The organism is Candidatus Pelagibacter sp. Uisw_092 (assembly GCF_047729545.1).
Classification (GTDB): domain Bacteria; phylum Pseudomonadota; class Alphaproteobacteria; order Pelagibacterales; family Pelagibacteraceae; genus Pelagibacter.
On record NZ_CP159824.1, the window covers coordinates 817,132 to 836,437 of the forward strand.

General features: G+C 30.2%; 23 protein-coding genes, 1 pseudogene and 1 riboswitch. Of the genes and pseudogenes, 13 read left to right on the forward strand and 11 right to left on the reverse strand.

The genetic code is table 11. From position 1 onward, the window contains the following. Window positions 1-6: 6 nt before the first annotated feature. The 4 genes and pseudogenes from ABXT63_RS04585 to ABXT63_RS04600 form a co-directional block, all read right to left on the reverse strand. Complete coding sequence (locus ABXT63_RS04585) at window positions 7-714, reverse strand: cytochrome c biogenesis CcdA family protein (RefSeq protein WP_415320414.1); 708 nt, start codon at window positions 712-714, stop codon at window positions 7-9. 6 nt (window positions 715-720) lie between these two features. Next, window positions 721-1,564, reverse strand: a pseudogene (locus ABXT63_RS04590) (fumarylacetoacetate hydrolase family protein). Continuing rightward, entirely contained in the window at window positions 1,561-2,427 is an 867-nt protein-coding gene (locus ABXT63_RS04595) for an NAD(P)-dependent oxidoreductase (RefSeq protein ID WP_415320415.1), read from the reverse strand. The pseudogene ABXT63_RS04590 and the gene ABXT63_RS04595 overlap by 4 nt, the downstream one beginning before the upstream one ends. 5 nt (window positions 2,428-2,432) lie before the next feature. Then, window positions 2,433-3,875, reverse strand: coding sequence for an NAD-dependent succinate-semialdehyde dehydrogenase (locus ABXT63_RS04600; RefSeq protein ID WP_415320416.1), 1,443 nt, complete (start codon window positions 3,873-3,875; stop codon window positions 2,433-2,435). Between the two features lie 110 nt (window positions 3,876-3,985). On the opposite strand from ABXT63_RS04600, the gene ABXT63_RS04605 reads away from it, so the two are divergent. Next, window positions 3,986-4,294 carry a GYD domain-containing protein gene (locus ABXT63_RS04605; protein WP_415320417.1) on the forward strand — a complete coding sequence of 103 codons (309 nt, stop codon included), beginning with the start codon at window positions 3,986-3,988 and terminating at the stop codon, window positions 4,292-4,294. A gap of 34 nt (window positions 4,295-4,328) precedes the next feature. Here ABXT63_RS04605 and ABXT63_RS04610 read toward each other — a convergent pair whose 3' ends face one another. Beyond that, window positions 4,329-5,162 carry a phytanoyl-CoA dioxygenase family protein gene (locus ABXT63_RS04610; RefSeq protein ID WP_415320418.1) on the reverse strand — a complete coding sequence of 278 codons (834 nt, stop codon included), beginning with the start codon at window positions 5,160-5,162 and terminating at the stop codon, window positions 4,329-4,331. A 35-nt stretch (window positions 5,163-5,197) separates the two neighbouring features. On the opposite strand from ABXT63_RS04610, the gene moaA reads away from it, so the two are divergent. Genes moaA through ABXT63_RS04640 form a run of 6 tightly spaced genes read left to right on the forward strand, consistent with a single transcriptional unit; the run spans window position 5,198 to window position 8,946 of the window. Beyond that, window positions 5,198-6,190 carry a GTP 3',8-cyclase MoaA gene (gene moaA, locus ABXT63_RS04615; protein WP_415320419.1) on the forward strand — a complete coding sequence of 331 codons (993 nt, stop codon included), beginning with the start codon at window positions 5,198-5,200 and terminating at the stop codon, window positions 6,188-6,190. After that, window positions 6,191-6,736: a cyclic pyranopterin monophosphate synthase MoaC gene (gene moaC, locus ABXT63_RS04620; RefSeq protein ID WP_415320420.1), complete on the forward strand. Its 546-nt coding sequence runs from the start codon at window positions 6,191-6,193 to the stop codon at window positions 6,734-6,736. A 2-nt stretch (window positions 6,737-6,738) separates the two neighbouring features. Continuing rightward, window positions 6,739-7,008, forward strand: coding sequence for a molybdopterin biosynthesis protein MoeD (locus ABXT63_RS04625; protein ID WP_415320421.1), 270 nt, complete (start codon window positions 6,739-6,741; stop codon window positions 7,006-7,008). After that, window positions 7,008-7,460: a molybdopterin synthase catalytic subunit gene (locus ABXT63_RS04630; protein WP_415320422.1), complete on the forward strand. Its 453-nt coding sequence runs from the start codon at window positions 7,008-7,010 to the stop codon at window positions 7,458-7,460. The genes ABXT63_RS04625 and ABXT63_RS04630 overlap by 1 nt, the downstream gene beginning before the upstream one ends. After that, window positions 7,447-8,352, forward strand: coding sequence for a protein-methionine-sulfoxide reductase catalytic subunit MsrP (gene msrP / locus ABXT63_RS04635; RefSeq protein WP_415320423.1), 906 nt, complete (start codon window positions 7,447-7,449; stop codon window positions 8,350-8,352). The genes ABXT63_RS04630 and msrP overlap by 14 nt, the downstream gene beginning before the upstream one ends. 24 nt (window positions 8,353-8,376) lie before the next feature. Then, window positions 8,377-8,946, forward strand: coding sequence for a sulfite oxidase heme-binding subunit YedZ (locus tag ABXT63_RS04640; RefSeq protein ID WP_415320424.1), 570 nt, complete (start codon window positions 8,377-8,379; stop codon window positions 8,944-8,946). Here the strand turns inward: ABXT63_RS04640 and ABXT63_RS04645 are convergent. Next, window positions 8,943-9,290: a DUF779 domain-containing protein gene (locus ABXT63_RS04645; RefSeq protein WP_415320425.1), complete on the reverse strand. Its 348-nt coding sequence runs from the start codon at window positions 9,288-9,290 to the stop codon at window positions 8,943-8,945. The genes ABXT63_RS04640 and ABXT63_RS04645 overlap by 4 nt on opposite strands. A gap of 45 nt (window positions 9,291-9,335) precedes the next feature. Beyond that, entirely contained in the window at window positions 9,336-10,886 is a 1,551-nt protein-coding gene (locus tag ABXT63_RS04650) for an aldehyde dehydrogenase family protein (RefSeq protein WP_415320426.1), read from the reverse strand. Between the two features lie 313 nt (window positions 10,887-11,199). Here ABXT63_RS04650 and ABXT63_RS04655 point away from each other — a divergent pair, with 313 nt between their 5' ends. Continuing rightward, window positions 11,200-11,445: a DUF1244 domain-containing protein gene (locus ABXT63_RS04655; RefSeq protein ID WP_415303591.1), complete on the forward strand. Its 246-nt coding sequence runs from the start codon at window positions 11,200-11,202 to the stop codon at window positions 11,443-11,445. Here the strand turns inward: ABXT63_RS04655 and ABXT63_RS04660 are convergent, their stop codons facing one another. After that, on the reverse strand, window positions 11,446-11,946 hold the full coding sequence (locus tag ABXT63_RS04660; protein WP_415320427.1) for a molybdenum cofactor synthesis domain-containing protein: 501 nt from the start codon (window positions 11,944-11,946) through the stop codon (window positions 11,446-11,448). It abuts the gene before it with no gap. Between the two features lie 18 nt (window positions 11,947-11,964). Here ABXT63_RS04660 and ABXT63_RS04665 point away from each other — a divergent pair, with 18 nt between their 5' ends. From ABXT63_RS04665 to ABXT63_RS04675, 3 genes are all read left to right on the forward strand, one after another. Beyond that, complete coding sequence (locus ABXT63_RS04665; RefSeq protein ID WP_415320428.1) at window positions 11,965-12,711, forward strand: sulfite exporter TauE/SafE family protein; 747 nt, start codon at window positions 11,965-11,967, stop codon at window positions 12,709-12,711. Window positions 12,712-12,740: 29 nt separating this feature from the next. After that, window positions 12,741-13,331, forward strand: a complete 591-nt coding sequence (locus ABXT63_RS04670) for a 2OG-Fe(II) oxygenase family protein (RefSeq protein ID WP_415320429.1) — start codon at window positions 12,741-12,743, stop codon at window positions 13,329-13,331. A gap of 88 nt (window positions 13,332-13,419) precedes the next feature. Next, a riboswitch (SAM riboswitch) is annotated at window positions 13,420-13,483 on the forward strand. Window positions 13,484-13,492: 9 nt separating this feature from the next. Next, window positions 13,493-14,401, forward strand: coding sequence for a homocysteine S-methyltransferase family protein (locus ABXT63_RS04675; RefSeq protein ID WP_415320430.1), 909 nt, complete (start codon window positions 13,493-13,495; stop codon window positions 14,399-14,401). 1 nt (window position 14,402) lies between these two features. Here the strand turns inward: ABXT63_RS04675 and ABXT63_RS04680 are convergent, their stop codons facing one another. From ABXT63_RS04680 to ABXT63_RS04690, 3 genes are read right to left on the reverse strand one after another with little or no spacing between them, the layout of a single operon-like run. After that, a complete protein-coding gene (locus tag ABXT63_RS04680; protein WP_415320431.1) occupies window positions 14,403-15,014 on the reverse strand; it encodes a DUF3726 domain-containing protein in 612 nt (203 codons plus the stop codon). 5 nt (window positions 15,015-15,019) lie between these two features. Beyond that, window positions 15,020-16,672, reverse strand: coding sequence for a hypothetical protein (locus ABXT63_RS04685; RefSeq protein ID WP_415320432.1), 1,653 nt, complete (start codon window positions 16,670-16,672; stop codon window positions 15,020-15,022). Continuing rightward, window positions 16,672-17,640 carry a membrane dipeptidase gene (locus ABXT63_RS04690; protein ID WP_415320433.1) on the reverse strand — a complete coding sequence of 323 codons (969 nt, stop codon included), beginning with the start codon at window positions 17,638-17,640 and terminating at the stop codon, window positions 16,672-16,674. Before ABXT63_RS04690 ends, ABXT63_RS04685 begins: the two co-directional genes overlap by 1 nt. A gap of 114 nt (window positions 17,641-17,754) precedes the next feature. On the opposite strand from ABXT63_RS04690, the gene purE reads away from it, so the two are divergent. After that, on the forward strand, window positions 17,755-18,246 hold the full coding sequence (gene purE / locus ABXT63_RS04695; RefSeq protein ID WP_415320434.1) for a 5-(carboxyamino)imidazole ribonucleotide mutase: 492 nt from the start codon (window positions 17,755-17,757) through the stop codon (window positions 18,244-18,246). A 9-nt stretch (window positions 18,247-18,255) separates the two neighbouring features. Continuing rightward, window positions 18,256-19,302 carry a 5-(carboxyamino)imidazole ribonucleotide synthase gene (locus ABXT63_RS04700; protein WP_415320435.1) on the forward strand — a complete coding sequence of 349 codons (1,047 nt, stop codon included), beginning with the start codon at window positions 18,256-18,258 and terminating at the stop codon, window positions 19,300-19,302. The last annotated feature ends 4 nt before the right edge of the window (window positions 19,303-19,306 follow it).

Below are 19,306 nucleotides of genomic sequence, written 5' to 3' on the forward strand. Positions count from 1 at the left end.
AACCTATTAACCAAAATTTTGCAAAAATGGTAAAGAATTTAAAATATAGTAACCTAAAACTTGTAATTGGTTTGTTAAAATTAGGATTCCAGTAATTAAAAGTATAATACCCCCGCTCTTTGAGACAATATTAATATTCTTTTTAAAGTTTTTAGAAAACATTAAAAATCTTTGCATTAAATAACCTGATAAAATGAAAGGTATTGCTAGCCCAAGTGAATAAAAACTGAGTAAAATTATCGCTTTAAATATTGTTTCCTCAGTTGAGGCTAGTGCTAGAATTGAGCCCAGAATTGGGCCAATACAAGGAGTCCATCCAAAACCAAAAGCCATTCCAACTACAAAAGAAAACCAAATATTATTATTCTTTTTTGTATAAATTTTTTTTTCAAAGTTCAAAAAACTAATATTTATAATTCCAATTAATTGTAGAGAAAATATAATTATAACTAGACCTGCAATCACTCTTAAAGTTTGTGAATTTTGTAAAAGTACTTGCCCTAAGTAAGAGGCTGCTGCACCAAACATAATAAAAACAAAAGAAAAACCTAAAGTAAATAATATTAGTGGGAATATATTTATTTTTTTATTTTCAAGTAATTCATTTAATGATGCTCCAGAAATAAAAGAAATATAACCTGGTATCAAAGGTAAAACACAAGGTGATAGAAAGCTAATTAAGCCAGCTCCAAAAGCAACAAAAAATTCAATCATATAAAATTATTCTGATTTTACTTTTGTATTTTGTACACCAAGACTGTCAACTGACAGTTTCATGTTATCACCATCTTTTAAAAAAACTGGGGGATTCATTCCTAGACCCACACCAGGTGGAGTTCCTGTTGTAACTATATCGCCAGGCATCAAAGTTATAAAACTTGTAATATGAGCTACTAAAAAACTAAAATTGAAAATCATTTGGTTTGTGTTTCCTATTTGATGTCTATTGCCATTCACATCTAGGGTTAAATTTAAATTATTAATATCTTTAATTTCATCTTTTGTTACTAAATAAGGTCCTAAAGGTCCAAATGTATCACCTGACTTTCCTTTAACCCACTGACCACCCTTTTCTTTTTGCCACTCACGCTCACTTATATCGTTACAAATACAATATCCAAAAATATAATCTTGTGCATCTTTTTCCAGAGACTCTTTTAGCTTTTTTTCCTATAACAAAAGCAATTTCAACTTCATGATCTAATTTTTTAGATCCTCGTGGAATTATTACATTATCATTTGGCCCAACAATGGAATGTACAGATTTATTAAATAACACAGGATACTCAGGTGGTTTTGCACCTGTTTCTTTTGCATGTTCAGTATAGTTTAAACCAACAGCAAAAAAATTTCCTGGTTTTGCTAAGCACGCACCTATTCTTTCATTTTTATCTACTTCTTCTAAATTTTCTAAAATAATATTTTTTAAATTCTCAAGTGTTTCAAAATTTATATTGTCAGGATTTAAATCATTTATATGAGATGAAAGATTTCTATATTTTCCATGTTTATCTATGGCTACTGGAATTTCTTGTCCCTTTTTTCCTATTCTTAATAGTTTCATTTTTTATTAATTTTTTCGATTTCATTATAAAGAGAGCTATGGTCAGTATTTCCAAGTCCATCATCTACTAAATTTTTATACATTTCTTTAATTAAATTTGAAATAGGCAAATGTAAATCAGCTGCTTTTCCTGTATTTATGATATTTGTCATGTCCTTTAGCTGGGTAGTCGTTTTTCCTTTTGGTGAAAAATCTTTCTTAATCATTCTTTTTCCATGTGTTTGTAATATTTTACTATCAGCCCACCCCCCAGATAAAGCTTCAATCATTTTATTAGGGTTGGTTCCAGATTTTTCACATAGAGTAACTGCTTCGGCAACGGCTCCTATAGTTACACCCACTATAATTTGATTGGCTAATTTTGATATTTGTCCAGATGACACTGGACCTACTAATGTTGGGTTTCCTAATATTTTAAGTAGATCAAAACATTCATTAAATATTTTTTCTTCTCCACCTACCATTATAGCAAGTGATGCATCCTCAGCACCTAATGTACCCCCTGAAACTGGAGCATCTAAATAGTTTATCTTTTTTTCTTTTAACAATTTTGCACACTTTTTTGATAATGCAGGGTTAATAGAGCTCATATCTATTACAGTGGCATTAGGTTTAATATTTTTTATGAACTCATCACTACCTATTACTTTCTCAACTGCAACATCATCTGTAAGCATTGTAATAATTACATCTGAACTGGCAACAGCATCTTTAATAGATGTAGAAAGATCTGCACCAAACTCTTTTAATCTTTCAGCTTTATCTTGAGATCTATTGAACGCTTTTAATCTATAACCAGATTTAAGTAAATTTTTTGCCATGGGAAAACCCATTAAGCCAATTCCTATAAACCCAATTTGCATAAGTGTTAGCCCTTAATACCCATGTGAGTATATTTGACATTAAGATAATCTTTGATAGCCATTGATCCACCTTCTCTACCATATCCACTCTGTTTAATTCCACCAAATGGTGCTTCAGCAATTGCAACCGCTCCAGTATTAACTGCTACAGATCCTGTTTCTAATTTTTCTGATGCAAGATGGGCTGTTTCCATTGAATTAGTACAAACATAACTGCATAAACCAAGGTCATGATCATTTGCTCTTTCAATTACTTCATCAAAAGATTTAAAAGACAATATTGGAACCAATGGTCCAAAAGGTTCTTGTTTCATGATTGTAAAGTCATCTTTCACATCATCAAAAACTGTTGGCTCATAATAAAAACCTTTGTTGAAGCCTGCTGGTCTTTTTCCACCCAATAAAACTTTAGCTCCTTCTTGTTTAGTTTTTTCAACCAACTCCTCAATTTCTTCCAATCTTTTTTGAGTTGTTAATGGACCTAATTGGGTGTCTGGATCCATACCGTTTCCAATTTTTAGCTTTTTAGTTTTTTCTATAAATAGGTTTGTAAATTCTTCTTTTTTAGATTCATGAATATAAAATCTATTAGGAGAGATGCATACTTGTCCATTATTTCTAAATTTTGCAGCAATAGCCATATCAGCTGCTTTTTTAATATCAGCGTCATCAAATACTATAAAAGGAGAGTGACCACTTAATTCCATTGTTACTCTTTGAACTTTATCTGCAGCTTGTTTTAAAATTAATTTTCCAACCCTTACAGAGCCAGTAATTGAAATTTTTTTAATTATATCTGATTGAATTAATTGAGAAGCTATACTTGGAGGATCACCTGATAAAAGATTGACTGCTCCAGGAGGAACGCCACATTCTCTACAAATATCAACTAATTCCATCACTACACCAGGTGTGATTGTATCTGGCTTAATAATCACTGAGCAACCAGCAGCAAGTGCTGTTGATATTTTTCTAGCAGCTAAGATAAGTGGAAAATTCCAAGGGGATAACGCAGCAACAACTCCAACTGGCTGGTAATAAACATGTACTCTTGTGTCTTCAAATCTGCTTTCTATAGTTTGACCAAAAATTCTTTTTGTTTCTTCAGCATTCCATTCAAAAATATCAGCCGCTCCATTTGTTTCACCAATACCTTCTGGTAAGGGCTTTCCATTTTCTAAAGTCATCCATTTAGCTAGGACATCTTTTTTTTCTCGTAGCTTATCTGCTATACGTCTTAGAATATAAGATCTTTCCCACGGTGTTATGTTTTTCCAAACCTTTAATCCTTTTTCTGAAGATTGTAATGCCCTGTCAACATCTGCAGGTGTAGCTTTCGATGCATGACCTAAAACTTCTTCTGTTGCAGGATTGATAACTTCATAAGTTTCCTTGTTAGAAGAAGGCGACCAATTGCCATCGATAAATTGTCCAAATTTTTCGTACATAATTTGCTAAACCTTGAGTTGATTTTAAAAAATAATTGTTCAAATCTTTAACAAATATGATTAACTCTTACAAATTAATAAAGGAGAAACTTATGAAAAAATATATTGTAATGGGTAATTATACAGCAAAGGCCTTCCAAGGTTTTATGAAAGACCCTAAGCAAGATAGATCAACTGCTGTAAAAGCATTAACTGAAGCAGTAGGTGGAACTTTTGAATCTTTTTATATTACGAGAGGTCCTTATGATTTCGTTGCAGTCACTTCAGGAGACATGCCTTATGAAAATTTTGCTGGTATAAAATTAGCTGTGGAAGCTAGTGGAACAGTAGAAAATATGATTATTCTTGAAGAGATGGATATGAACAAAGCAGCTGAGCTTGCCGCTAAAGCTACGGCTGGCTACAAACCTGCTGGTTAATTATTATATTAACTTCCAGTTAAAAAGCTGGAAGTTAGCTAGTTTCAAATAAAGTTGGAAACATTTTACCAGATAAGTCGTCACCATTTTTATAACCATTATCTTCCATAATAGCTCTTTCTTCTCTAGCCCAATCTCCTCTATAAATAATCTTAGAATTTTCTTTTGCCATTCTTAATGTGTATCTATGAACATCTTTTTTAGGTGTAACAGTATTTAATCCTCCATGTAATGTTCTAATATCAAAATAAATACAGTCACCAACTTCCAGATCCCATTGTAAAAATTCATAATCATTTTTATTTTCTAATATGCTGGGAGTTAATTCATATTTTTTTCCATTAACAACTCCGACCTTACCATCAACTTCATGGCCATCATTAAATCTTGTTCTTAAAAATAGCTTATCCCATAAATGAGATCCTTTAACCCAAGCGATACCATCTTCTTTTTTAACTGATTCAAGTGGTATCCATAATACACACATAGATCCTTCAAAATCGAAATATGATATATCATGATGAAAAGGTGGTGATGACTTCGACCCCTCTTCTCTAAAGAACCAATTATCCATCACTAAATTAATTTTTTGGGCTTCTAGAAGTTCTGCTGCAATTTTGGCTGTTGGTGAATTAAATGCAAAATCTTTAAATTCTTCATGTAAATTCCATGTCCAAAAATCCTCGTAATATCCAGGTAGATTTTGATCTTTCGTGTGGTTTACAAATCTTGGACTAGGACTTTCTTTGCCTTTTTTAATTCCTTTTTTTAACTTTTCAATCCATGCGTTATCAAATTTGCCTTTAATTAGGAGAGCACCATCTTTTTTAAATAGATCTACTTCTGCTTTGGTAATAATTTTGCTCATATATTATTATTATAATATAATATAATAAAAATAAGATGAAAACATTAAGTGATACTTTTGGAAGAAAATTCCCCTACATAAGATTATCAATTACAGATGTATGTAATTACAGTTGTACCTATTGTTTGCCACAAGGATATAAAAAGACACCTGGAGACACGAGAAGTTTTATGTCTGCTCAAGAAATATCCAGATTAACAAAAGCATTGTCTGAATTGGGTGTTTGTAAAATTAGATTAACTGGTGGAGAACCAACGGTTAGAAAAGATTTTTTTGATATCCTTAAGGATATGAAGCAAAATTCCAATATTCCCAAAGTAACAATGACGACTAACGGTTATCGTTTGGACAAAATTGCAGAGCAATTATGTGAAGCTGGTTTAGATGGAATAAATATTAGTATAGACAGTTTAAATAGAGAAACTTTTAAAAAACTAACAGGTCATGATAGGCTTGATGAAATTTTAGAAGGCATAAAGACTTTACAAAAATTAAATTTCAAAAATATAAAAATTAATGCCGTTTTACTTAGGGGTATTAATGATACCCATGATGAGTTTAAAAAATTTGGAAATTTCATAAAAGATAACAATATTGATTTTAGATTTATAGAATTAATGCAAACTGGAGATAATTTAGAGTATTTTAAAAAAAATCATGTTTCCTCTAAAATATTCAAAGATTTTTTAGAAAAAAATAATTGGATCCCTCAAACTTATGGGAAAGATGCAGGCCCTTCATTAAATTTTATACATCCAGAGTTTAAGGGGAAATTTGGATTAATTGCTCCTTACACTAAAGATTTTTGTCAAACATGTAACAGATTAAGAGTTACCTCTAGAGGTGATTTAAGATTATGTTTGTTTGGTAATACTGGAATTAGCATTAGACATTTATTGCAAGACGATGTTCAAAAAGATGAACTTGTGGATCTCATCATAAAACAATTGCACCTTAAAAAAGAGTCACATTATTTAGAGCTTGGAGATACAGGAATTACTCCAAATTTATCAAGTACTGGAGGATAAATGGAAAACTTAAAAGTGATAAATGAAGAAAAATTAAAAGATTGGGCTAAGGAAATTTTTAAAAAAAACTCATTTAACATGATTGATGTTTCTTCAAAAAAAGAAACATTTAGAAGAGCATTGGCTTCTGGTAAAATTTATGTAGGAAAAGAAGTTTTTGAACTAATTAAAAACAAAGAAATGCCCAAAGGTGATCCGATAACTCTAGCTGAAGTATCAGCGATTTTAGGTGTTAAAAAAACTAGTGAATTAATTCCGTTATGCCACCCACTTCCAATAGATCATACTGCAACTAAAATTATTATGCATGAAGAAGATACTTCATTAGAGGTTTTTTGTGTTGTGTCTGCTGTTGCAAAAACTGGTGTGGAAATGGAAGCTATTATGGGTGTTAATACTGCACTAATAACTATTTATGATCTAAGTAAAATTGTAAATCCTCATCTTAAAATTGATAATGTTAAATTACTAATTAAAGAAGGTGGAAAAAGTGGATTATGGACTAATCCTGATGGCTTACCAGAATTTTTAAAAGATATTTTTTAAACATGAAAATTAAGCTTGAACTATTTGGTGCAAGTAGAGATTTTAGTAATAAAGAATTCTTAGAATTTAACATAAAACAAAAGATGGAAATTAAAGATTTTAGGAAAGAAGTAATTAATTATTTAGATAAAAACTTTAAGGGTAATGAAAATTTTATTAAAATTGTAAAAAACTCTGTTTTTTGCTCAGAAGATAACAATATTGTTAGTGATGACTTTAAAATTATAAAAGATCAAAAAATTGGAATAATACCTCCAATTGGTGGTGGTTGATGCTACATACAAAAATTATAGACATTGAAAAAGATAAAATAAAAACTTCTGTAGCAGAGACATTTATAAAATCTTCCTCATATGGTGCATCCATTATTTTTAATGGCACAGTTAGAAATATTAATGAAAATAAAGAAGTTGTTGGAATAACTTATGATAGTCATGACGAATTAGTATTAAAAAGCTTTGATGAAATTTATAAAGAAACTACTGAAAAATTAAAAATTACGGATAAAGCAGTATTTATAGAGCATGTTAAAGGTTATGTGGGACTTGGTGAAACTAGTATTATTATCGCAGTTGCATGTAAACATAGAGATGAAGCTTATATATTATCTAGATATATTATTGAAGAAATTAAAAAAAGATCTCCTATATGGAAAAAAGAACATTATAAAAATGAACAAAGTGAGTGGCTAAAAGGTAATTCTATTAAAAATGAAAAAATATAAAAATTCAGAAATTACACCTGAGCAAATATATAATAAAAGAAGAAAGTTTATTAAATCTATTGGTTTGGGTGTGGGTTCATTATCCTTAAGTAGTATACCGTTTTTAAACAATGCTTATTCACAAAATAAAGCTGAGCTAACTTCATATAAGGATATCACGACTTATAACAACTATTATGAGTTTGGAACTGGAAAAGGTGACCCTTTCAAAAATTCACAAGAATTTGTTACTAAACCGTGGAGTGTCACTATTGAAGGTGAGGTAGATAATCCAATAACACTTTCAGCTGAAGAAATAATTTCTTTATTTCCTTCTGAAGAAAGAGTTTACAAACTTAGATGTGTTGAAGGGTGGTCTATGGTAATTCCTTGGATGGGATTTTCTTTAAGTAAATTACTTGATAAAGTGTCTATTAAAAATAGTGCAAAATTTGTTGAATTTGAAAGTATTTACGACCCTCTGCAAATGAAAGGTCAAAAGTATCCAGTATTAAACTGGCCCTATAGAGAAGGATTAAGAATTGATGAAGCTATGCATCCTATAACAACAGTTGTTACTGGTCTTTATGGAAAACCTTTACCTAACCAAAATGGAGCTCCATTAAGAATTTTTGTTCCTTGGAAGTATGGTTTTAAAAGTGCAAAAGCAATTGTTAAAATAAAATTAGTTGAAAATATGCCTACATCATCTTGGATGAGATCGTCCCCAAGAGAATATGGGTTTTACTCAAATGTTAATCCTAACGTTTCACATCCTAGATGGTCACAAGCAACAGAACGTGTCATAGGTGAGGGCATTTTGTCTCCCAGAATTGAAACAGAAATGTTTAATGGGTATGGTGATGAAGTTGCAAATTTATACTCAGGTATGGATTTAAAGAAAAACTTTTAAATACATAAATTTTTTTTATAAAATATGCAGAAATATATAAAAATACCAATTTTCTTTATATCTTTACTGCCAATATTAATTATTTTTTATCAAATTATCTTTAATCAGTTAGGTCCTGAACCTGTAAAAGAAATTACACATGTAACTGGTAATTGGACGCTTCGTTTTATTATAATAACTCTTGCGATGACTCCTTTACAAAAATTTACTAAATTAAATTTTTGGATTAGCTATAGGAGAATGTTTGGCTTGTTTGTCTTTTTTTATGCCTCAGCACATATGATGACTTATGTAGGAATAGATTATCGTTTTGACTGGTCTAGTATTAGTGATGATATTGTTAAAAAAAAATTTATATTTGCTGGATTTTTAGCTTGGCTTTTATTGGTGCCACTTGCTCTTACTTCATCTAAGCGAATGATAAGGTTGTTAAGAGATAAGTGGAAAAAACTACACAAACTTATTTATATAATTTCTTTATTGGGAATTATTCACTACTTGTGGTTAGTTAAAGTAGTTACAGTTGAACCCTTAATCTATCTTATTATTATTGTAATTTTACTTACGCTAAGAGTTAAAATGAAATTTAATTAATTAATTGATTTTTTGTCAGGAACACAAATCTCTGATCTTGTTAAAAATCTTCTTCCAGTTCCATTATCAAGTGAAAACATTCCACCCATGCCTTTAATACAATCAATAATCAAATCTGTATTTTTCCATGCTTCATGTTGGGTTTCGCTTATATAAAAAGGAATACCTCCAATTTTACCAATCAAAACATCATCATCACTTATAAGGAATTCCTTAACTGGATAACACATTGGGGCACTGCCATCACAACATCCACCAGATTGATGAAAAAGTAATTCTTTACCATGATCTTTCTTTAGATCTTCAATTAATTCTAACGCTAATGGTGTTGCTGAAACTTTCATAGTTATATGGCCTGAAGATTAATACAGGCCACTATAATATATCTGTTAAAAGAAACCTAATTTTTTCTCACTGTACGACACGTGTAAGTTTTTCACCTGTCTATAATGATCAAGCATCATTTTATGTGTTTCTCTACCAATTCCAGATTGTTTATAACCTCCAAAAGCAGCATGAGCTGGATAAGCATGGTAACAGTTAGTCCAAACTCTTCCTGCTTGGATCCCTCTTCCCATTCTATAAGCAATATTTCCATTTCTAGTCCAAACACCTGCTCCTAAACCATAAAGAGTATCATTTGCAATTTCTAATGCATGCGCTTCATCTTTAAATTTAGTAACAGAAACCACTGGACCAAAAATTTCTTCTTGGAAAACTCTCATAGAGTTATCACCTTCAAAAATAGTAGGTTGGATATAATTACCTTTTTCCAAACCACTGTTTAAGTTAGCAACTTCGCCTCCACATAGAACTTTAGCACCCTCTTTCTTACCTAAATCTAAGTAAGATTTTATTTTCTCCATTTGCTCTAATGATACTTGAGCACCAATCATGGTTTCCATTTTTAAAGGGTTATCTTGTGTTACAGCTTTTGTTCTAGCGATAGCTCTTTCCATAAATTTATCATAGATAGATTCTTGAATCAAAGCTCTACTAGGACAAGTGCAAACTTCTCCCTGATTAAGTGCAAACATTGTAAAACCCTCAAGACATTTATCAAAGAATTCATCATCTTGATCCATGACGTCTTCAAAGAAAACATTTGGAGATTTTCCACCTAATTCTAAAGTTATTGGAATTAAGTTTTGAGCAGCATACTGCATAATTAAACGCCCAGTTGTTGTCTCACCTGTAAAAGCAATCTTTCTGATTCTTTTAGATGAAGCTAATGGCTTACCTGCTTCAAGACCAAAACCACTTACAACATTAAGAACTCCTGGAGGTAATAGATCTCCAATTAATTCCATCAAAAGTAAGATAGATGCTGGTGTTTGTTCAGCTGGTTTTAAAACTACACAGTTTCCTGCAGCAAGTGCTGGTGCAAGTTTCCATGTTGCCATTAATAACGGGAAGTTCCAAGGTATAATTTGTGCAACTACACCAAGTGGCTCAGGGATATGATAAGAATACTCACTGTTACTTATCTCTGAAACAGAACCTTCTTCTGCTCTTATTGCCCCAGCAAAATATCTCCAATGGTCAACAACTAATGGTAAATCAGCTGCCATACATTCTCTGATTGGCTTTCCATTATCTAGACATTCAGCAGTAGCTAAAAGCTCAAGGTTTTTTTCAATAACATCAGCTATTTTAAGTAGAATGTTAGATCTTTCAGTTATTGATGTAATCCCCCAAGTAGGAAAAGCAGCATGAGCAGCATCCAAAGCAGCCTCAACATCTTTTGAATCTGATCTTGGAACAGAACATATAACCTCATTATTGATTGGACTTACGTTGTCAAAATATTTTCCCGATTTTGGTTCAACAAATTTTCCTCCTATAAAATTCCCATATTTTTCTTTAAATGGAAATTTAACTTTTAAGTGAGACGTATCTAGTAACGGAGATCGTCCACCTTTTACTGTTTCTGTGCTCATTTTTATCCTCTTTCTCTTATTGTTATTCTTTAGCTTATTTTTTTTTGATGGCTTACGTAACTTCTTTTTGGTCACACCCTTTTTTTTTTTAACTTTTTTAATATTTTTAGGTGATCGTTTGACCAAATTTTTCTTAATTTTTTTTTTGGCTTTACGTTTAGACTTTTTGGCTGTTTTTTTCTTTTTAGTAGCCATCCAATATTTAAACAAATTTTAATATTAAGATCTATGCATTATATTATTAAATTTCTACTTAAGATTGAATAAAACCCTATATCTTGTGCTTAATTGAAATGTGTCTAATAATTTAACTATGAATGAAAATACAAAAAAAGAATTACAGTCTTCTACTTTTGAGAGATTACTTAAACATTTAGACGAGCGAAAAGATGTTCAAAATATAGATATCATGAACCTTGCTGGTTTTTGCAGAAACTGTTTATCAAAATGGTATCGAGAAGAAGCAGAGAAAAAAGGTATTGAAATTTCAGACCTTGATGCACGCGAACATGTGTATGGTATGCCTTATCCTGAGTGGAAAGAAAAATATCAAAAATAATTATTTTTCTTTAAGTCTTGGAAACAACTCTACAAAATTACAAGGTTTATGATTTATATCTAACTGATGTTTTAAAATTCCATCCCAAGCATCCGTGACCCCACCTGAGGACCCTGGTAAAGCAAACACATACTTACCATTAGCCAACACAGCACAAGCTCTAGATTGAATGGCAGATGTACCAACTGTTTTTAAACTAATTGTTCTAAAAACTTCTCCAAAACCTGGTATATGTTTATCAGCAATCTCGTTCACTGCCTCTGGTGTAATATCTCGACCCGTAAGTCCAGTGCCACCAGTTGTAATTAAAACGTCTATTTCAGGTTGATTAATCCAATCTTTAAGGATTTTAATAATGTCTTCTTTGTTATCTTTACAAATTTTTCTATCAACTAATTTATGTTTAGCCTCCTCTATTTTTTTTACTAAGATCGCACCTGACTTATCATTCTCAAAAGTTCTGGTGTCGGTAACAGTTAAAAGTGCTATATTTACAATCATAAACTTAAAATAATTATTATGATTATATTATCATTTTTATTTCTTCTAGCAGCAACTTTATACTCAAGTGTTGGATTTGGTGGTGGGTCTACCTATTTAGCTCTTCTATTAATTTGGGATGTTCCTTACTTGATCTTTCCTGTAATTGCCCTCTTCTGTAATATTATTGTCGTTTCAGGAAATTGTATTAACTACATTAAAGCTGGAAACATCAATTTGAAGATACTTACTCCATACTTGATTTCATCTGTTCCACTTGCATTTATAGGTGGATCTTTATCAATAGATAAAGAAGTTTTTGAAATTTTACTTTTTGCTGTCTTGACACTAGCAGGATCTCTACTTCTAATGAAATTTCAATCTTTTGATCAAAAAATTGAAGTTTATAAAAAGATACCAAAGATGTTATCATTGTTTATCGGTGCTTCTATTGGATTTGTGTCTGGTATAGTTGGAATTGGTGGTGGAATTTTCTTAAGTCCCATATTGTTATTGATTAGAGTAGATAAAGCAAAAAACATTGCAACAGCAGCATCATTATTCATACTAATTAATTCTTTATCAGGACTTGCTGGTCAATTTACAAAGTCATCAACAATAAATGGAATTTATGATTATTGGCCATTATTTCTATTCGTTTTGTTAGGTGGTCAATTAGGAAACTATTTAAATCTTAAAATTTTTCCTACAAGAATATTGGCTCTGGTAACATCGGCACTTGTCATATTTGTCGCTATTCGAATGGGAATGAAGTTGTTTGCATAACAGAAGTATTAAATTATTATAGATAAAATATGAAAACATTTAGAGCTTTTGGACCAACTATAGGAAAAACAAAGTTATCCAAAAAAATTATCACTATATTAAATAATCACGTTGATAAATCTCAATTATCTAAAAAAAATGATTATAGCTCTAAACTTACAAGTCAAATTAAGAATGAAATCAAGATACCTAAAATAATAGTTAATAAAAATTTATCTAAAGAGTTAATAAAAAATATCAAAATTTATCTCGATAAGTCTGAAGTAAAAAAAATTAAAGAAATTAAAATAATTAACCTATGGGTAGTTAGACAAATAAAAAATGAATATAACCCAATTCATTATCATGAAGGACAATTGTCAGGAGTTGGCTATCTTAAAATCCCAAAAGATATGAATCAAAATAAATTTGTTAAAAATAAAAAGATTAAAACTAATGGAACTATTGATTTTATTAATGGTCAAAAAAATTTTTTAAGTAAAAGCATCTATAATTTAAATCCTAAATTAGGGGATCTATTGATTTTTCCAAATTATTTGATGCATACTGCATATCCATTTAATGTTGATGGTGAGAGAAGATCCTTCTCATTTAATGCTAAAATATTATTCAACAAGTGATTTACTAATCAGGCTATTAGATATATAAATAGTTAACCGATTTGATCCATATTGCAGGTACTAACTGCTAAAAAGGAAATCATTATATAATTGGTAAAGGTAGTTGGACTGTATTGTGCACCTGGCATAAAGCCAAAGCACTAAAAAAGTAAGGAATAAAAATGGATATTAATTTTTTTAAAACAACACGAATTTTAGATGGTGGTATGGGGCAAGAATTATTGGCTCGTGGTATGAAATCAAATGGTACATTGTGGAGTGCGAACGCATTGCTAAAAGAAGAATACCATCAACTTTTATTAGATACTCATCTAGATTTTATAAAAGCAGGTGCTGAAGTTATTGTTACGGCTACCTTCACTACTAGACGAGTGAGATTACGTGATAATAAAATTGAAGATAAGTTTGAATACTTAAATACAAAAGCAGGTGAGATAGCTCAAAAAGCTAAAGAACAATATCCTAATGTTTTAATAGCAGGTGGTCTTCCTCCTCAATATTTAACATACGAAGAAGATACAAGAGCAGATGATGAAATTAAGCAAAATTTTTATGATCAAGCAAAACTATTAGATCCTTATATTGATTTTTTTTACCTAGATGTTTTATCTAGCGTAAATGAGTTCAGATTAGCAATTGAAGCAATTGAAGAATTTAATAAGCCTTACTTAATAGGTGCTCATATCTCTGAAGGAATAAATCTTCCCAGTGGTGAGAAAATATCGGATATTATTAACAATATTAACCACAAAAATTTACTAGGATTAATTTTATCCTGTGTTTCTCCTGAAAACTTTTCTGAAAATTTAGAAGAAGTAAAAAATTTAGGTGTTCCTTTTGGATTTAAGCTTAATGCTTTTGTAACAACTAATCCTAAAGATGGTTACACGAACAATTACAATGTCAGTAAAACTGGCAATCCAAATGAATTTTTGGGTCAAAGAAAAGACCTAACCCCTGAATTGATGGCAAATTTTGTTAAAAAATTTAAAAATACAGGTGCAACTATTTTAGGTGGATGTTGTGAAACAAGACCTTCTCATATTAAGGAAATGTCTAAATTTAAATAGGCTAATCGTTATCAGTTAACCCGGCACCTGCTCCACCTTGTTTTAGGCTTTCGTTTTCTTCAACAAAAGTTTCTTCTGAAAGCTTATAGAGTTCATTCCATTCTTTTTCTTCAAACGAGTCTCTATTTTCTAAAACTTTTAAGTAAATATTTTCAGCAGACACGATAATTTCGTTTTTAGCGTAATTAGAATAAATATTATTATTAAAGTTTAATAAAAATTCCCTATCATCCATTTTTAAGAATATTCGTTTACCAATCACCTCTGCAGCCCTACTTACAAATGGCAAGAAAAGTAATGGATATGAGATTTTTTTAAACGTTATCTCATTTAAAGTTTCTAAGGTTTTAATCTGATCTAGAAAATTTACCCCTGCAATTATTGGACAATATTCATTTTTATTAGCCTCATTGTCTTTTTTTATGATGCTGATATTCTCTAATCTTAATTCTTTTTTTTTCTTAAAAAAACTATTTAAGTTTTTGATTCCAGGTAGGCTAAAAATCTCAAGTAGCCTTATATTTTTTCCAATCTCTTCTGCAATACCCCAAGAATATCCAGCAGCCTTGCTCGATCTTTTAGAAACTGTATCTATTTCACTTAATGATCTCATGTTGATTAATTATAAACCCAATATTCATCATAGTTTTTTAATTGTTCTGGTAACGGTGCTCCTTGAAACATGCATATTCTTAACCATTTATCAGAACGTGGATCAAATTTTAATGCTCCAAAAAATGATAGCTTTAATCTCAGCATATCAATAGGCATTATTTTTTGGCCAATGGTATTATCTTGTATTTCAGAATAAGGAAATTTCTCTACTATAAATGCTCTTCTAACAACGTGTCTTAATTCATTATTAGTTGATAAAAATTTAGCAATGGTCCAGCTATTTTTAGTAACTGATAACAATTCATAAAGTTTTTTAATGTCTCTTGCTATTGCTAGAGGTTGTTCTAACTCAGCACCCACTTCATCAAATCTATTCGCTAGTCTTGGTTCTTCTTTGTTTTTTGAAATAAACCAAAAATTTAAATTATTTTCATCTTTAGTAAAATCTATCGTTAAAATATCTGGATATTTTTTTTCTAAAATCAGCTTTAAGTCTTCTACCGTTCTTTCAGTTGGAATATTAAAATATTTTTCTTCTTCAGAGCTCATTTCTTTAATTAACAGAGACGTAATATCATCATAAGGCTCCATCATCATTGAGACAACATATTCAATACATTCTTCACAATATTCTTTTTCTAAATGCAAATATAATTCATTAAAAGCATACTCTTGCTCAAAACTAAAATTGTTATCTAAGTAGAAAATAAATTCATTAAGATCTTTTAATAAGGATTTAATTTTATTTATTTGATATTCACTTTCTGTATTCCAAGAAGTAATATTTTTTATGGATTTTTTTAAACATTCTAAAAATACGTTTTTATCTTTATCTGATATTGTTTTTATCTCTCTTATCTTTTTTAAAGAAATCTCTCTTGCAGAAATCCAATTATTTAAAAGAGTTGGATGGTTAACAATAAATGGTGCCATTCCTAGACCCGTAGAATTTCCTATTCCTAAACTTTTACAAATATTTATATCAAGATTTACAGCTTTTTTTGGGTTCTTGCTTTTTGCAACGTGATTGACTTGATCAAAAGTAAATTGCCTAACCAAATAAACCAACATCATTTCCAATCTAAAAGGGCCATATATTTCCTCTCTATCTTTAATTCTAAACCTATCAGCTAAGCCAAATTTGCCTGACCCATAAACAGCTGTGGTTCTGTATAGATAACCAACACTGGTTATTAAGTCATTATCGGGCTGCTTACCTTCGCTTAAACATTCAACCACATGGTTGAAAACTCTAACTGATTTATTGGCTCTGGAAAGCGTTAGTTCTTTATAAGAAAGTCTGCCAAATTCTTGTTTTGGTACTTCGTTTTTTAATCTTTCAATATCTTGTTTTAATGGAACGCCATCAAAAAGTGTAAAGGCTGCATCCCATTTAGTAGCTATAACTCTATCTGATCTTTCATTTTCATCCAATTCGTTTGCAAAACAAATTAATGAATAAACTCTATTTTTTTTCTTAAATGAATAAACTGCTGTGCCATATCCACGTTCATTCAATTCAAATAAATCTCTTTTGTAATCCCAATCTTTAAACTCTTTTAAAAAACTTCTTAAAAAAGAAAGTTTGGATTGATGAAAAGAGCCAAGTCTTGAAAGTTTCATTACTATATTGGGATCTCTTAAAGGAACGTTCATCAATTCATTGCTTTGTAAAAATTGTACCAGTTGTTTCCAAGAATTCCATTAACTTCACTTTCTGAAAACCCAACTTTTTTTAGACCTACTTCTAAATTATTAAATCCTCTTGCATCTAAAAACCAATCTGGTTGTTTAGGAAAACCAGGTTTATTTTTTGACCCTTCTCCAAAATTTTTACTTTTAGTCCATGTTCCATTACGCATCCACTCTACAATTGTGTCTGGTTGGTTTAAACAAAGATCAGATCCTATGCCTATTTTTTCAGCTCCCATAATTTCAGCTGTTTTATAGGTCATTTCACAAAAACTTTCTAAAGAACAATCTGTTCCATCTTTTAAATGATGAGGGTATAAAGACAAACCCAACATTCCCTTGTTGTCAGATAAAATTTTTAACAGTTCGTTAGATTTATTTCTTTTAGCTGGATGCCAAAATGAAGGGTTAGCGTGCGTGATTGCAATTGGTTTATCACTTATCTCGATTGCTTCAATTGTGCTTTTTTCTGCTGAATGTGACATGTCTATTACAAAGCCAAGTCTATTCATTTGTTTAATAACTTCTCTTCCAAAATTAGTAATTCCACTATCTACATTTTCATAGCATCCCGTAGCTAGTAATGACTGGTTGTTGTAAGTGAGCTGCATAAATCTACACCCTAAGTCGTAAACCTTTTCGACCAAACCTATGTCATCTTCAATAGGTGAGCAATTTTGAAAACCAAAAAAAACTGCAGTTTTATTTTCAGATTTAGCTTTTTCAATATCTTTAAAACTTTTGCCATGAAAAATTAAGTCAGAATTTTTTGAAAAGTGGTTTTTCCAATTTTTTAATACAGTTTTTAGCTCTTCAAAATTTTCATGGTAAACAATGGTTACGTGGATTGCATCCAGTCCTGCTTGTTTATTGATCTGAAAAATTTCTCTAGACCAGTTACAATATTGTAAATTATCAATTTTAAAATTCATTGTGATCTTTTTTGTTTTAAAGAATATCAATAAGATAGATAAATTCTATTAATTTTATTGAAATTTTGGGCTTAATTTGAAATAACAATTTACGTTAGTATAGAATTACAATAAATGACTAAAAATAAATTAAAAAAAGTGTCAATTATTATGGGTAGTCAATCTGACTACAAAACTATGATATTTTGTCAAAATACTCTTAAAAAATTAAATATAAAATTTGAAACAAAGATTATATCAGCTCATAGAACTCCTGATAGGATGTATAAATTTGCTATTGATGCAGAAAAAAATGGTATTTCAGTAATTATTGCTGGTGCTGGTGGGTCTGCACATTTACCAGGAATGATTTCAGCTCTTACATCTCTACCAGTATTAGGAGTTCCAATTGAGAGTAAAAAACTACAAGGCCTTGATAGTCTGTTATCTATCGCACAAATGCCAAAAGGAGTACCAGTTGGAACGTTAGCAATTGGAGAGGATGGTGCAATTAACGCTGCTTTATTAGCTGCATCTATTATCGGTCTTAGTGATTTAACTGTAAAAAAAAAATTGAACCAGTTTCGTTTAAGTCAAAGCAAATCTGTTAAAAAAAAACCAAAATAGTTTTAAAATATGTCTAAACCAATTCTTGGAATTATAGGTGGGGGTCAACTAGGTAGTATGCTTGCTATTGCTGCAAATAAGCTAGAGATTAAAACGGTTGTTTTTTCTGATGATGTTGATGCTCCTGCGCAAAATTTTTCTAATGACTTTGTGCACAGTGAATATAGTGATCAAAATAAAATTAAAGAGTTTTTAAATAAAGTTGATATTATTACTTATGAGTTTGAAAATATTCCGTATGAAACATTGCATGAAATTAATAAGGTAAAACCTGTTTTACCAAAACCTTCTGTAAATAGAATAATTCAACATAGAATAGCAGAAAAAGATTTTATCAACAATTTGAATATAAGAACAACACGATATGTCTCTATTGAAAAAAGATCTGAAATAGATTCGGTACAGGATTTACTACCTGGTTTACTTAAAACTGTTACTTTAGGATATGACGGTAAAGGGCAATACCCTATTAATAGTTTACAAAACCTAGATTCAATTGATGTTGATTATTCCAAAGGTTATATCTTGGAAAAATTGGTTAAACTAAAAAAAGAAATATCAATAATTATTACACGCTTTAGTGATCAGAAATATGAAATATATGAACCAATTGAAAATATTCATGAAGATCAAATTTTAAAACATTCCAAAATCCCAGCTGAAATTAGCAATAAAATATTAGAACAATCAAAACTATGGGCAACTCAAATTTCAGAAGAATTAAAATATGTTGGAACTTTATGTGTTGAATTTTTTATTGATAGGAATGACAATCTTTTTGTTAATGAAATTGCACCAAGAGTTCATAACTCAGGACATTTAACAATTAACGCATATAATGTTAGTCAATTTGAAAATCATGTAAGAGCTGTTTGTAAATTGGAACAAATTCCACTAAAAAAAATATTCAATGCAACTATGACAAATATAATTGGTGAACAAATAATTAATTTTAGAAATAAAAAACATAATGACAATGAATATTTTTTTGATTATCTTAAAAAAGAAATTAAACAAAAACGAAAAATGGGACATCTAACAACCATTCTTAAGTAAAATA

Coding starts and splice junctions, on each gene's coding strand:
- ABXT63_RS04610 (WP_415320418.1), bottom strand. CDS start 5,162: ATGAGCAAAATTATTACCAAAGCAGAAGTAGATCTATTTAAAAAAGAT.
- ABXT63_RS04680 (WP_415320431.1), bottom strand. CDS start 15,014: ATGAGATCATTAAGTGAAATAGATACAGTTTCTAAAAGATCGAGCAAG.
- ABXT63_RS04585 (WP_415320414.1), bottom strand. CDS start 714: ATGATTGAATTTTTTGTTGCTTTTGGAGCTGGCTTAATTAGCTTTCTA.
- ABXT63_RS04660 (WP_415320427.1), bottom strand. CDS start 11,946: ATGATTGTAAATATAGCACTTTTAACTGTTACCGACACCAGAACTTTT.
- msrP (WP_415320423.1), top strand. CDS start 7,447: ATGAAAAAATATAAAAATTCAGAAATTACACCTGAGCAAATATATAAT.
- ABXT63_RS04675 (WP_415320430.1), top strand. CDS start 13,493: ATGGATATTAATTTTTTTAAAACAACACGAATTTTAGATGGTGGTATG.
- ABXT63_RS04595 (WP_415320415.1), bottom strand. CDS start 2,427: ATGCAAATTGGGTTTATAGGAATTGGCTTAATGGGTTTTCCCATGGCA.
- ABXT63_RS04625 (WP_415320421.1), top strand. CDS start 6,739: ATGAAAATTAAGCTTGAACTATTTGGTGCAAGTAGAGATTTTAGTAAT.
- ABXT63_RS04645 (WP_415320425.1), bottom strand. CDS start 9,290: ATGAAAGTTTCAGCAACACCATTAGCGTTAGAATTAATTGAAGATCTA.
- moaC (WP_415320420.1), top strand. CDS start 6,191: ATGGAAAACTTAAAAGTGATAAATGAAGAAAAATTAAAAGATTGGGCT.
- ABXT63_RS04670 (WP_415320429.1), top strand. CDS start 12,741: ATGAAAACATTTAGAGCTTTTGGACCAACTATAGGAAAAACAAAGTTA.
- ABXT63_RS04685 (WP_415320432.1), bottom strand. CDS start 16,672: ATGAACGTTCCTTTAAGAGATCCCAATATAGTAATGAAACTTTCAAGA.
- ABXT63_RS04630 (WP_415320422.1), top strand. CDS start 7,008: ATGCTACATACAAAAATTATAGACATTGAAAAAGATAAAATAAAAACT.
- moaA (WP_415320419.1), top strand. CDS start 5,198: ATGAAAACATTAAGTGATACTTTTGGAAGAAAATTCCCCTACATAAGA.
- ABXT63_RS04665 (WP_415320428.1), top strand. CDS start 11,965: ATGATTATATTATCATTTTTATTTCTTCTAGCAGCAACTTTATACTCA.
- purE (WP_415320434.1), top strand. CDS start 17,755: ATGACTAAAAATAAATTAAAAAAAGTGTCAATTATTATGGGTAGTCAA.
- ABXT63_RS04640 (WP_415320424.1), top strand. CDS start 8,377: ATGCAGAAATATATAAAAATACCAATTTTCTTTATATCTTTACTGCCA.
- ABXT63_RS04655 (WP_415303591.1), top strand. CDS start 11,200: ATGAATGAAAATACAAAAAAAGAATTACAGTCTTCTACTTTTGAGAGA.
- ABXT63_RS04650 (WP_415320426.1), bottom strand. CDS start 10,886: ATGAGCACAGAAACAGTAAAAGGTGGACGATCTCCGTTACTAGATACG.
- ABXT63_RS04690 (WP_415320433.1), bottom strand. CDS start 17,640: ATGAATTTTAAAATTGATAATTTACAATATTGTAACTGGTCTAGAGAA.
- ABXT63_RS04600 (WP_415320416.1), bottom strand. CDS start 3,875: ATGTACGAAAAATTTGGACAATTTATCGATGGCAATTGGTCGCCTTCT.
- ABXT63_RS04605 (WP_415320417.1), top strand. CDS start 3,986: ATGGGTAATTATACAGCAAAGGCCTTCCAAGGTTTTATGAAAGACCCT.
- ABXT63_RS04700 (WP_415320435.1), top strand. CDS start 18,256: ATGTCTAAACCAATTCTTGGAATTATAGGTGGGGGTCAACTAGGTAGT.